Raw genomic sequence first — 12,829 nt, forward strand, 5'->3', positions numbered from 1 at the left:
ACCGTATTAAGTTGACTGCATCTTAAAAGAAAAGTATCTATATTAAGATTACCGAATTAAGTTAAATTCTATTCTAAATATACTAATTTCTGAAACAGTTACAAACATTCAAAAGCATTAAAATTTTGAACAAGCAAGACAGAATTATTTCCGTAGCGAAAAACACCATAGAAACTGAAAGTAAAGCCATTGCAAATCTCGCTCACTTAGTAGACGATGAATTTGCGGGAGCAGTTGATTACATTTACCATTCCAAAGGAAGAGTTATTGTTACTGGAATAGGCAAAAGTGCAAACATTGCCACTAAAATTGTTGCCACTTTGAACTCTACGGGTACTCCCTCAATCTTTATGCACGCAGCTGATGCTATTCATGGTGATTTGGGTACCATTCAAGAAAATGATACCGTTATCTGCATTTCAAAAAGTGGAAATACCCCTGAAATAAAGGTGCTTGTACCCCTCATAAAAGCTATTGACAACAAATTGATAGCAATTACCGGAAACCGAGATTCCTTTTTAGGCCAACAAGCCGATTTTGTTTTGAATGCTTACGTTGAAAAAGAAGCCTGTCCCAACAATCTTGCACCCACCGCTAGCACTACTGCACAATTGGTGATAGGTGATGCTTTAGCAATGTGCCTTTTAGACCTTCGTGGTTTCTCAAGCAAAGATTTTGCTAAATTCCACCCTGGAGGTTCTTTAGGGAAAAAATTATATTTGAGAGTAAGCAATCTCACCTCCCTAAATGAAAAACCACAGGTAAGCCCCGATACCGATGTTAAAAAAGTGATTGTTGAAATTTCTGAAAAAATGCTGGGCGTAACTGCGGTGGTTGAAAACGATGTAATTGTAGGTATTATTACTGATGGCGATTTACGACGTATGTTGACCAAAACCGATAGCTTTGCAGGCCTTACCGCAAAGGATATTATGAGTCATAATCCGAAAAAAATAGCTAACAATGCCATGGCTGTTGAAGCCATGGAAATGATGGATAAATACGGCATTACTCAGATTCTCGCTGAAGAAAAAGGCAAATATAGCGGGGTTGTTCATATTCATAACCTTACCAAAGAAGGTATAATTTAATGAAAAAACAAGCTTCACCCGAAAAAGAGATGTCCTTTTTGGACCATTTGGAAGAACTGCGCTGGCACTTGGTGCGTTCTACCCTTGCAGTATTAATTGTAGCGGTTCTGGCTTTTATTTTTAAACGATTTATTTTTGACGTCCTTATTTTTGGTCCTTCAAAACCAGAATTTCCTACCTATACCATGTTTTGCGAAATTTCGCGCTCTCTTGGGATAGATACCTTCTGTTTTCAGGAGATGCCCTTTAGTATCCAAAGCAGAACAATGGCCGGACAGTTTTCGGCACATATGTGGACATCAATTTATGCGGGAATCATTGTTGCCTTCCCCTATATTCTTTATGAATTTTGGAGATTTATTAGTCCGGGTTTAAAAGAAAAAGAACGCAAGTCTAGTCGTGGTTTTATTGCGATTGCTTCGGTACTTTTCTTTTTAGGAGTTTTATTTGGGTATTACCTTATTACACCACTGTCCATCAACTTTTTAGGAAACTATCAAGTAAGCGAGGAAGTTATAAACCAGTTTGATCTGGAGAGCTATATTTCCCTAGTTCGCACCTCGGTATTAGCTTGTGGAATTGTATTTGAACTTCCAATTTTAATGTATATTCTTACAAAAATAGGCTTGGTAACACCAGAAATTCTTAGAAAGTATAGAAAATTCGCATTAATTATTGTCTTGGTCCTTTCTGCAGTGATCACGCCGCCGGATATTGTGAGCCAGATAATTGTAGCCATCCCAATACTTATTCTTTATGAAGTGAGTATCTATATTTCAAAAATCGTGATCAGAAACCAGTTAAAGGAAGAGAGAAAAAGAAAAAAAGAACAAGGTCAATAAAAGAGAAAATATTCTAAATCAAAAAAAAAGGTAACCTTTTACAATTTATACTAAAGATGAAAAATAATATAGTTGAGGAATTCAATGCCTATCGCGAAAAGATGAATGATAAGATGCTTGCCGATAATAACAAAATCATCAAGCGTATTTTTAATTTAGATACCAACGCCTATATGGAAGGTGTACTTCCAAAGAAGATGAAAGAATTGCTTGGTTTAGGCAATTCATTGGTACTTCGCTGTGATGACTGCGTGCGGTACCATCTGGAGGAATGTCACAAATTAGGCCTTACCAAAGAAGAAGTGGTTGAAGGAATGAGTATTTCATTACTTATTGGTGGAACAATTGTTGTTCCGCACTTACGCAGGGCATTTGAATACTGGGAAGCATTGGAAGCGCAAGAATCTTAATTTTTTCTTAGGAAAATTATATAGTACATTTATCGTTTTATCTACGGAAACAAATACCGAATGAAGCTAAAAGCCGAAAATTTAATGAAATCCTATAAAGGCCGAAAGGTTGTAAAGGGTATTACCGTTGAAGTGAACCAAGGTGAAATTGTTGGTTTGCTCGGGCCGAATGGTGCGGGAAAAACTACCTCCTTTTACATGATTGTTGGGTTGATAAAACCCAATGGCGGCAATATCTATTTGGAAGGAACAGAAATCACCAAATATCCAATGTACAAACGGGCTCAAAACGGAATTGGCTATTTGGCACAGGAGGCTTCGGTTTTTAGAAAATTGAGTGTTGAAGACAATATTTTAAGCGTTTTGCAACTTACGAAGCTTTCCAAAAAAGAGCAACGCGCCAAAATGGAATTGCTTATTGAAGAATTCGGTTTAGGTCATATCCGTAAAAGTCGGGGTGATCTTTTAAGCGGTGGCGAAAGACGTAGAACCGAGATTGCTCGTGCCTTAGCAACCGACCCACACTTCATCCTTCTCGATGAGCCTTTTGCGGGCGTTGACCCTGTGGCGGTTGAAGACATTCAGCGTATTGTGGCGCAACTAAAAAACAAAAATATCGGTATTCTTATTACCGATCACAACGTACAGGAAACGCTGGCAATTACAGACAGAACCTATTTAATGTTTGAAGGTAGTATTCTAAAACACGGCATCCCCGAAGAGCTTGCCGCAGACGAAATGGTTCGGAAAGTATATCTTGGGCAGAATTTTGAGCTTCGTAAGAAGAAGTTGGAGTTTTGAAAACAACTTTTAACCACAAAGGACACAATGGTTGCACAAAGTTCACTAAGCCCTTACCTATTTTATGCTTTAGGGTGTTTTTATGGGCCTGACTTTTGAACCACAAAGGACAAAAGGGTTGCACAAAGTTCACTATGGTTTTTAATTCACAACTCTCCATTAATCACTCTTTTAATACCGTGCTTTAATAAACTTACATTAAAATTTATAAGTAGCCCAAGCTTAAAACCACCGAGCCTCATATAGGTAAGTGTTTGAGCTAAATGAACATTGTTCAATACTTCCACGCTTTTTATTTCGATAACCACTTTATTTTCAACTAATAAATCAATTCGATATCCAACCTCTAATTTTACTTCTTCAAATATTAGGGGCATAGGTTTTTGTTTTGCAACTGACAAATCTTCCTTTGTTAGTTTATAAAAAAGACATTATTGGTATGCAGACTCCAACAATCCAGGACCAAGTGCCTTATGAACTTCCTAAACACTGCCTATAATCTTATTTGCTATTTGGTTTTCAGTCATTACAATTAAATTTAACAAACTGATTTAAACAAATTTAAATGTTCACGGAGATTTCTTTGTGCTCTTTGTGTCTTCTTGGTGTTCTTTGTGGTTAAACAGGGAAAGCAATATATAAAGCAGAATAATAAAAGGTATTGCCAAAAACTTCAGAAATACTAAAAGCACAATACAAAGAATTAAAAACACATAGCGAACGGCGTTGCTTTTAAAATCCCAGGTTTTAAATTTTAGCGCAAAAAGCGGAATTTCGGCATTCAAAAGTATGCAGCTTAATAAAGTCATTCCTATCAAAAACCATTGATTTAAAATTATACTTTCTGCAAATTCAGAATATTGAAACTGTAAAATTAAGGGTAAGCTTAAAATGAGAAGTGTGTTTGCCGGCGTTGGAAGACCAATAAAACCAGAAGTTTGTCGCGTATCTACATTAAATTTTGCCAAGCGGTACGCAGAAGCTATTACAATTAAAAGTCCAATTAAAGGCATATAATTTTTGAATCCCACATTCCAACCATCCAAAGAAAAAGTATCCGTTAAGGTTTGCATTTGGTGGAAATAGGACAAATTAAACATTTGAAACATTACAACCCCCGGCGCTACGCCACTAGTAATAACATCTGCCAAGGAATCAAGTTGAAGTCCTACTTCACTTTGAGCATTTAGCAATCGCGCAGCAAGGCCATCAAAGAAATCGAAGAAAATTCCTAAAAAAACAAAAAAGGAAGCGGTTATCAAATCGCCTGAAACGGCAAAAAGTACAGCTACGCAGCCGCAGAGTATGTTCAGGGAGGTTATGATGTTTGGAATTTGTTTTGTCATATTCATTTCTTCGGTAAGTATTTTAGAGTTGATTCTCTATTAGTGAAAACATTCTCTCCCAACCTCTCTTTCAAAGAGAAGGCGCTTTACAAGACTGTTTTCTTAATATAAATTGAGATTCAGTGTAAAAATAACAAAGTATTTCCGTCCAAAGCTATCAAAACACAATATGTGCATAAATTTAAAGTTTACTATTCTGTAAAATAGTGCCATATTTGTCCAAATTTTTAAGCTTGAAAGAGAAAATTTTACTCCTTTTACTACTTGTTTCGGCTACGCTGAGTGCTCAGACCGTACGTAAGTATTCCAACGAATTTATGAACATTGGTGTAGATGCCGCAGCCTTCGGAATGAGCAATGCCGTGGTAGCTTCCTCTTCCGATGTAAATTCGGGTTATTGGAATCCTGCAGGTTTAGTGAATCTTGAGGACAAGCAAATCTCTTTGATGCACGCCTCTTATTTTGCAAATATTGCGAACTATGATTACGCTGCATTTGCAATGCCTCTTGACGATAGAAGTGCCGTTGGTCTTTCTGTAATCCGTTTTGGGGTAGATGATATTTTGAATACTACCCAATTGATAGACGACGAAGGAAATATTTCCTATGATCGTATCAGCAAATTTTCTACTGCAGACTATGGCTTTACGTTTTCATACGCAAGAAGACTGCCGTTAGATGGCTTAAACTATGGTGTTAATGCAAAAGTAATACGTCGCGTTATAGGCGACTTTGCATCTTCTTGGGGATTTGGACTGGATGCAGCCATTCAGTTTAGAAGTGATAAGTGGATGTTTGGACTGATGGCGAGAGATATTACTACTACCTTCAATGCTTGGAGTATTGATGAAAAAAAGTTTGCTGAAATTCAAGGCGCAGTAGAAGGTCAAAACCAAGAATTACCAGAAACTACTGAAATCACTATTCCGAAGTTGCAATTGGGAATGGCTCGAAAATTTGTTTACCATTACGACTTTTCGTTATTGGCCGAAGTGGATTTAAACTTCCGTTTCGCAGAAACCAACGATGTTATTTCAACTTCTTTTGCCAGCATCACACCTTCATTGGGGCTTGAATTTGCTTATATTGATATGGTTTACGTTCGCGGCGGGGTTGGCAATTTTCAAAATATAAAACAGTTGGACGGAAATGAGTCAGTAGGCTTTCAGCCAAATATTGGCGTGGGTTTTCGTTATAAAGGCATTCAAGTTGATTATGCTTTAACCGATATTGGCGACCAAAGTGCTGCGCTTTATTCCAATGTTTTTTCGTTGAAACTGGATTGGGAGATTTTTAGGTAAATGTCTAAATTTGAAGCCTGAAACACGAAACTTGAAACAATCAATACTGTGACAAAAAATTACATCCTTCTTTTACTTCTTTTTTTAAGTTTTTCGGCAAAAGCACAGTTTGTTCCATTGTCTGAAACTTCTGAAATAAGCATTATCACAATTGGTCCAGGGGCTGAACTTTATGACAAGTTTGGGCACAGTGCGTTTCGAATTCAAGATAGTTTGAATGGGGTTGACGTGGTTTTTAATTACGGCGTTTATGATTTTGACACACCAAATTTCTATACAAAATTTGCACAAGGAAAGCTACTTTATCAGCTAGGGGTAAGTTATTATCAACCATTTTTTCAAAGCTATGTAGCACAAAATCGTTGGATTAAAGAACAAACTTTGAACCTCAACTATACTGAAAAACAAGCTATCTCAGATTTTCTTTGGAACAATGCCCGGCCAGAGAACAAAAAATATAAATACGATTTCTTTTTTGACAACTGTGCCACTAAAATTCGTGACGTGGTCCAAATAGTTCTTGGCGATAATCTTGAATATAATGAAGATTTTATCAAAGAAGAAGCCACATTTAGGGAACTTATTCAGCAAAACCTACAAGCAAATTCCTGGGGAAGTTTGGGAATAGACATTGCTCTTGGCGCAGTGATAGATAGGAAGGCAAAGCCAATAGAGTATCAATTTCTTCCAGATTATGTGTATGAAGCAGCCACAACTGCAGTTATAAACAGAAATGGTTCTTCAGAAAGTTTAGTAAAAAAAACAACCGTTCTTTTTGAGAACACTCCTACCCCAGCCGAAAATAATTTCTTGTTGAGTCCGCTGTTTATATTGGGAATATTGGGACTTTTAATTGTTGTTGTTACCTATCGTGATTACAAAAGAAATATACGAAGCCGTTATTTGGATTTATTTATTTTCTTTTTTACAGGCTTTGTTGGTTTATTTCTTTTATTGCTTTGGTTTGCTACAGACCATACAGCCACCGCGAATAACTATAATTTGCTGTGGGCATTTCCTATTTCAATTTTATTGATTTTTGCCATTTCTAAAAAACATGCTTCCATAAAACTAAAAAGATACACTGTAATGCTGTTGCTTCTTTTAGTTCTTTTAACTATTCATTGGATCACAGGAGTTCAGGTTTTTGCTATTACGCTATTGCCCCTACTAATTGCGTTGGCAGTGCGGTATGTCTATTTGGTGAACTTTATTGGGAAACAGAGATAACATCCCTCCCAACCTCTACTTCGACAGGCTCAGCACATCGCCTTCAAATGGAGGAGCCTGACTTGGGTTTACTATAGAAATTGCGAAAAACATCCCTCCCCGCCGCTACTTCGTAAAGCTCGGCAGATAATCTCCTTTAAAGGTGGCTTGATTTGGATAAAAATTATACTTGTAGTTAGAAACCAAAACTGTCTTTTTTAAAGTAGAATTATATTGAAACCCTCTTTCTTACTAGGGGTTTACAAAATTTGTGAATCGGAAATTTAAGCAGGGGTAAAATTTGTAGGAAAAAAGGGCTGTTTTCCTACATTCTAATGACTTTGCTATGGCTTTGCTATGGCTTTGCTATGGAGTATCTGTGGAGTATCTATGGATAGCTGTTTATTGCCCCCTAAAAAACACAATAGTACTCAAGGTTTTAATGATAATAGTAACGTCTAGAAAGAGGCTTCGGTGTTTTATATAATATAAATCATATTGCAGTTTTTCAAGGGAATCCTCTTCGCTGGAACCATATTTGGCATTAACCTGTGCCCAACCTGTTACGCCTGGTTTTACAAGATGGCGTACTTCATAAAAAGGTATTTTTTCTTTTAAATCCTCTACAAACTCTGGGCGTTCTGGGCGGGGGCCGATTACACTCATTTCTCCTTTTATTACATTTATAAATTGGGGGATTTCATCAAAGCGAGATTTCCTCAAAAAACGACCAAACTTTGTTACACGGGTGTCTTTTACTTTAGCAAACTGGGCTCCGTGCTTTTCTGCATTTATAACCATACTCCGCAATTTATAAATCTTGAAGTTTTTACCATTTTTCCCAACTCTTGTTTGGCTGTAGAAAAAAGGTCCCCGGTTTGCGATTAAATTTCCTATTAATAAAATGGGCGATAAAAGCAAGCCAAATGACAAGCCTAATAAAGAAAAAAAGAAATCTAAAATTCTATTAAAGAATAAATAGAGTTTGTTTTGGTTGCTTCTACTAAAGGGGAAATAGCGATAAAAATCTTTTTCCACGTGCTGTACTGGAATACGATGCGTCAATTCTTCATATACTTGGGTATATTCCCGAATTGGAATTCCATTTTCAAGCAGTTTTATCAATTTGTTATTTAGCTCAACGGTCATCCCCTCAGAAAGAGGCGTACCAACTACAATTTCAGATATAGTCATTTCATCTGTCAACATAGCAATATTCTCGATAGCAATAGAATCTATTTCAAGATTATTGACGATTGTGGCGTCATAGGGACCTGTATTAAAATATCCTATAACCCTATAATTTGGATCAGACTTTTGAAGAGAGGCTACAATTGCATCTACATCTTGGGCATGGGCAATCAGGATCACTCTTTTAAAAAAACGCGGCGCTGAAATGAGAATAATATATGCATACCTCCAAGCCAACATTGCAACGTTGATTGATAAAAAGAAATAGACAATCTGCAAACGATTTGAAGGCAGCATTGGGGTATAAAATGGAGTAAGTAAATAAAACAGTACTGTAACAGAAGAAGTAATGATAACGTTCTTAACTACCACATCAAACTTGCTTGCTTTTTGAAGGTTATACAATTCAAAAATAGTGGCAAAAACAGTGAGATAGACTGCTAAAACTATAGACCAAACCCAGTGTTCAGAATTGATTTTGAAATAGTCAAAATTAAAAATAATACTTACTACATATAGCACTGATAAAACGCAAACAATATCCAGGATACGAAGCAGTATCTTTCGTTCTGATATATCAAAATGGATGTTGTTTTTGGACATTTTGGGTTTGTCGGTTGTCGGTTGTCGGTTGTCGGTTAAGTTTTCCAATTTTTTTCAACATACAAAATAAAAGCAAATATTTTCGCTCCTAAATCATCATATTTTATAATTAGTTCGGGGACTTCTGGAATATCGTATAGTCTTTGAATCGTTTCCAACTGCCCTTTACATTCCAGTAAAGAAGCATTCGAATAAGTTAAGAATTTAATAAAATCTTGTTTATAGCTTCTTCTACCATAGCCCTCAATAATATTATCCTTAACACTCTTTGAAGATCTTCTCACCTGACTCCCCTGCTCATATAATTCAAACTTTGGCATTTTTAGGGAAGCATGATGTACTTCGATGGAATACTGAAAAGCTAAATTATAAATATCAAGATCCTTGTAACTTTTCATAATGTTATCGGTTGTCTGTTGCCGATTATTTGTTTTAGGCTGTTGAATCTGTGTTTTCTTTAACTGACAACTCACAACTGACAACAGTTTAATTCAAATTTACTGAAATTTCAATCGCCTAAAAGCTTAATCCAACTATGTTTTATTTTTTGCCAATCAAACTCTTCCATTTTAATCCGGGCATTTTTAGTGATATCTTGTGCTTTTATGGGATTTGCACACAAATCATCAATTGCATTCACAAAAGCTTCTGGATTGTTTGGAGGAACCAAAATACCGTCAACCTCATTTTCAATCAAAAAAGGGAGACCACCAACATTTGTTGAAATTACTGGCAACCCCAACGCCATGGCTTCCATTACGCTTACAGGCATATTGTCAAAATTAGTGGTATTTATAAAAATATCAAACTCTTTGGAAAGGGCTATCCATGCCTCTTTTTGCAACATCCCGGTAAAGCGTATGGGAAGGTTTGATTCCTTTGTCACTTTTTTACATTGTTCTAACGAGCCATCTTTGTCTGGACCAACCATACAAAGGGAAACATCCATTTTTCTTTGTTTTAGTATTTCTACGATTTCCAGTGCCAACAACGGATGGTATATTTCTGAAAAGGAGCGCACCCACAACAATTTGGGAGTAATCGTTTCCCTATGTTTAAAAGAATAATTTTCTATTTCAATGGCATTGGGTATATAGGTTATATTGTGAATACCTGCTTCCTTAAATTGCTGCATCATATATTTTGAAGGTGCCACATTTGTGAATGCCTTTCCAAAAAGTTGATTGCTCAAACCTTTACTGTTTTTCAATCGACTAGGCAGATTACCACCATGTAATATTGGAATGTAAGGTAGCTTGAAAAGCCTGCATAACATAGCAACAATCACAGCATAGTAATAATTTTGGGTACTATAAGTATCAATCAATACAAGCTTAACACTATTTCTATATTTAATAGTTTTTAAAACCATATCGAGCATCCGAAATAGTTTATTTTTTTTTGATGATCCAGATATAACCGTATAACCTTCCGCTTGCAGTTTAACTGACAGGGAATCTATAGCAGCTGGAGGTTTTCCGTGAACCGCTAGTTTATTTCCTATGTAGAGCAGGCTTTTTCTTGGGCGCATAATCTATATTCAATAAGCATAAGGCATATATAAAGGCTGGGGCGGCTATACGCATGGAAGTTGTAACTATTGTAAGTCCCCAAAAAATAAGAAATGGATAAAAATAGATATTTTTCGTGCCATTCATCTTTGTAACAAGTGGGGCGAATATAAGCACTAATAAAGCAAGAATGCCAAACGAACCATGCTCAGAAAGCATACGGGAAATTTCATTATGGGATGCAGATGAAATCCCTTCTTCTCTAAATTGAAACTTACCTTGACCAACGCCAATACCAAATACAGGGTTCGTCTTAAATGCATCAAATTCAACCTCCAATAGATCAACTCGTCCAGTGGTAACATCATCTTTTTCCCTACCTAACGCATCTTCATTTGCATAGCGATTGCCTATAAGTCCGCCCGTTTGGATGATTGTATAGCTCCATACTAGTAGAGCTACTCCAATGACAACCAACACTTTTACAGAAATTTTAGCCTTAGTTTTTAAACTTGTGCTGAAGTATAATATAAAAATGAAAGCCAGGCACATGATAACTGACACCAAAACTCCACCTCGAGAGAAAGTAAGCAATGCCCTATAGGCCATACATATCATTAGAAACATCATAGTCCAATGAACAAGCATATTCTTATAGGGAATAAGAAGCCGTGAAAATAAGATAAAAACACCTAACCCTAATACTGTTGCTACTTGATTTGGACCATACCCGCCCGATAATGCTGAATTGGAAGCGGTTCCAGTTACCATTTCTTGGACGTTGGGTGTATATAAAGTAATATAAACAACCATGCTTATTATAGGATAAACAATATAGTCAAGAAGCTTTAGCAAATCCTGTAAATAAATATTTCTACCATAACAAAATATTGCCGCAAAAGTTAAGCATAATGGTCCGCTTAAATTAAATAGCACCGCAGTTCTAAAATTAGCATCATAACTTATAGCGTCAAAGGACACCAAAACTCCAGGTAACAATAGGAACAAATAGATTACATAAGGGAATGCATTTTTCTTAAAACCTAGATAAATTATTCCCAACAGCATAAAAAAGATGACTGCATATTTACCTGTTTCATAAAAAATAAAAGCCTTGGTCATCCTTAAAAAAACCTCCGCTCCTGTTATATAAGCTGCAGCTAAAAGCACATATTGACCTTTGTCTTTTTTAATAAGTATTAAGTAAATAAAATAAACAAAGACAACAAAGAGATAAACCAACATCAAAGAGCGGCTCAGGTAGGCCAAAAAACCAATCAAAATATGAATGATTATGGCAGAAAGGGGGTTAATATTTTGGAATATCTTGGACTTGATTTTAAAGGGCGTTGGTTAAAGAATCTATTATTTTTAGTTTTATCTTTTCCCCATAAGCTGAAAAAGTAAATTTTGAGGCTACAAGATAGCAATCTGAAGCTTTCTTTTTTAAGTCTGTTTGAGATTCTGATAAAGCTAGTAGTAGTATTTCTTTTAGGCGAGATTCGTTAATAGGGTTTAAAAGAAACCCGTTGTCATCGCTAACGTACTGCCCAATGCTGGAAACATCAGAGACAATAGGAATACAGCCATAATTCATTGCCTCTGCTATTACCTTTGGAAAACCTTCGGAATCACTGGGTAACAAAATGAATTGTGATTTTTTATAAACTTTAAAAACTTTTTTTCGTTCCAAAAAACCATGAAACACTGCAGGGAGTCCAAAAGAATCACACTGCTTTTTATAGAGATCCATCTTTTCTCCATCACCTATAAAATGGATGGTTTTTATCTTTTCTAAATTTGTTAACGCGCCAAACGCTTCAATAATACGCTGCACACCCTTGGCATCTTCCAACCTGCCCACAAAGCAAAAGGTATGGGGAGGTTCAAATGATTTTCTTTGGGTAATATGCAGACCCTCTTCCCGCTCATCTGCTGTAAGGCAAGGATTCTCAAAAGTGAGACATTGCTGGGGCTGTTTCGGCCAACGGCCGTTGATTGTTACCTTTCGTTTTTGGTTTTTCAACATCCAACGTTGTAGCGCATAGCCTAAGGGAGGATTTTCTTGGTTCCAATTCCCTGCATATTTATACCAGCCTTTTTTATTGCTGAAAAGTGTAAGATAGGGTATCAAAAACACCCCAATGCCAGTAGGCGTTCGCAATTGGAAGAAATCTACTTGTTTCAGTATTTTTCGTACTGTATTTAAGATTGTGGGAATATTTCTTATAATCTTTAGCTTCGCCCCTATCCCTTTTCCGCCGACTGGCATTAAGGCAACAAATTTTATGTTTTTGGAAGTATAGGGCAAAGAACTTGGCGGAGGTGTGCCGGGATGTAAAAAGGCAATATGGTATATTTCCTCAAAATCCTGCGCCAAATGATTGATTTCACTAACCGTCGGTCCCCAACCTACGATGGTGCCATCGGTCTGCTTGTAGTGTTCGGTATGGGAGATTATTGCGAGTTTCATTTTTGTCGTGAGTCGTGAGTCGTGAGTCGTGAGTCGTTTATGCTGTAAAAT

Annotated in this window: 12 protein-coding genes and 1 pseudogene; 6 read left to right on the plus strand and 7 right to left on the minus strand. The window is 36.5% G+C overall.

Going from position 1 to position 12,829, the window contains the following annotated elements:
- The first annotated feature begins 125 nt into the window (after positions 1–125).
- Genes AEQU1_RS11585 through lptB form a run of 4 tightly spaced genes read left to right on the plus strand, consistent with a single transcriptional unit; the run spans position 126 to position 3,144 of the window.
- Positions 126–1,091, plus strand: a complete 966-nt coding sequence (locus tag AEQU1_RS11585; RefSeq protein WP_111881288.1) for an SIS domain-containing protein — start codon at positions 126–128, stop codon at positions 1,089–1,091.
- Complete coding sequence (tatC, locus tag AEQU1_RS11590) at positions 1,091–1,933, plus strand: twin-arginine translocase subunit TatC (protein ID WP_111881290.1); 843 nt, start codon at positions 1,091–1,093, stop codon at positions 1,931–1,933. Before AEQU1_RS11585 ends, tatC begins: the two co-directional genes overlap by 1 nt.
- A gap of 56 nt (positions 1,934–1,989) precedes the next feature.
- Positions 1,990–2,343, plus strand: coding sequence for a carboxymuconolactone decarboxylase family protein (locus AEQU1_RS11595; protein ID WP_111881292.1), 354 nt, complete (start codon positions 1,990–1,992; stop codon positions 2,341–2,343).
- A 60-nt stretch (positions 2,344–2,403) separates the two neighbouring features.
- Entirely contained in the window at positions 2,404–3,144 is a 741-nt protein-coding gene (gene lptB, locus AEQU1_RS11600) for an LPS export ABC transporter ATP-binding protein (protein WP_111881293.1), read from the plus strand.
- 146 nt (positions 3,145–3,290) lie between these two features.
- On the opposite strand, the pseudogene AEQU1_RS11605 reads toward lptB, so the two are convergent.
- Positions 3,291–3,563 (minus strand): annotated as a pseudogene (locus AEQU1_RS11605) (GxxExxY protein); the annotation flags it as partial.
- Positions 3,564–3,713: 150 nt separating this feature from the next.
- Positions 3,714–4,490: a phosphatidylcholine/phosphatidylserine synthase gene (locus AEQU1_RS11610; RefSeq protein WP_111881295.1), complete on the minus strand. Its 777-nt coding sequence runs from the start codon at positions 4,488–4,490 to the stop codon at positions 3,714–3,716.
- A gap of 233 nt (positions 4,491–4,723) precedes the next feature.
- On the opposite strand from AEQU1_RS11610, the gene AEQU1_RS11615 reads away from it, so the two are divergent.
- Both AEQU1_RS11615 and AEQU1_RS11620 read left to right on the plus strand, forming a co-directional pair.
- The gene (locus tag AEQU1_RS11615) at positions 4,724–5,791 is read left to right on the plus strand and encodes a PorV/PorQ family protein (protein WP_181566759.1); all 1,068 of its coding nucleotides are present in this window, start codon (positions 4,724–4,726) and stop codon (positions 5,789–5,791) included.
- A gap of 48 nt (positions 5,792–5,839) precedes the next feature.
- A complete protein-coding gene (locus AEQU1_RS11620; RefSeq protein WP_258455283.1) occupies positions 5,840–7,021 on the plus strand; it encodes a DUF4105 domain-containing protein in 1,182 nt (393 codons plus the stop codon).
- A 381-nt stretch (positions 7,022–7,402) separates the two neighbouring features.
- On the opposite strand, the gene AEQU1_RS11625 is transcribed toward AEQU1_RS11620, so the two are convergent.
- The 5 genes from AEQU1_RS11625 to AEQU1_RS11645 form a co-directional block, all read right to left on the minus strand.
- Positions 7,403–8,794: a sugar transferase gene (locus tag AEQU1_RS11625; protein WP_111881421.1), complete on the minus strand. Its 1,392-nt coding sequence runs from the start codon at positions 8,792–8,794 to the stop codon at positions 7,403–7,405.
- Between the two features lie 35 nt (positions 8,795–8,829).
- Positions 8,830–9,192, minus strand: a complete 363-nt coding sequence (locus AEQU1_RS11630; protein ID WP_111881422.1) for a four helix bundle protein — start codon at positions 9,190–9,192, stop codon at positions 8,830–8,832.
- A 110-nt stretch (positions 9,193–9,302) separates the two neighbouring features.
- The gene (locus AEQU1_RS11635; RefSeq protein WP_111881298.1) at positions 9,303–10,325 is read right to left on the minus strand and encodes a glycosyltransferase family 4 protein; all 1,023 of its coding nucleotides are present in this window, start codon (positions 10,323–10,325) and stop codon (positions 9,303–9,305) included.
- Positions 10,288–11,586, minus strand: a complete 1,299-nt coding sequence (locus AEQU1_RS11640) for an O-antigen ligase (RefSeq protein WP_146743746.1) — start codon at positions 11,584–11,586, stop codon at positions 10,288–10,290. The genes AEQU1_RS11635 and AEQU1_RS11640 overlap by 38 nt, the downstream gene beginning before the upstream one ends.
- Before the next feature lie 58 nt (positions 11,587–11,644).
- A complete protein-coding gene (locus AEQU1_RS11645; RefSeq protein ID WP_111881301.1) occupies positions 11,645–12,778 on the minus strand; it encodes a glycosyltransferase in 1,134 nt (377 codons plus the stop codon).
- Between the last annotated feature and the right edge of the window lie 51 nt (positions 12,779–12,829).

Origin of the sequence: Aequorivita sp. CIP111184 (assembly GCF_900489465.1) — a bacterium.
In the GTDB taxonomy this organism is placed as follows: domain Bacteria; phylum Bacteroidota; class Bacteroidia; order Flavobacteriales; family Flavobacteriaceae; genus Aequorivita.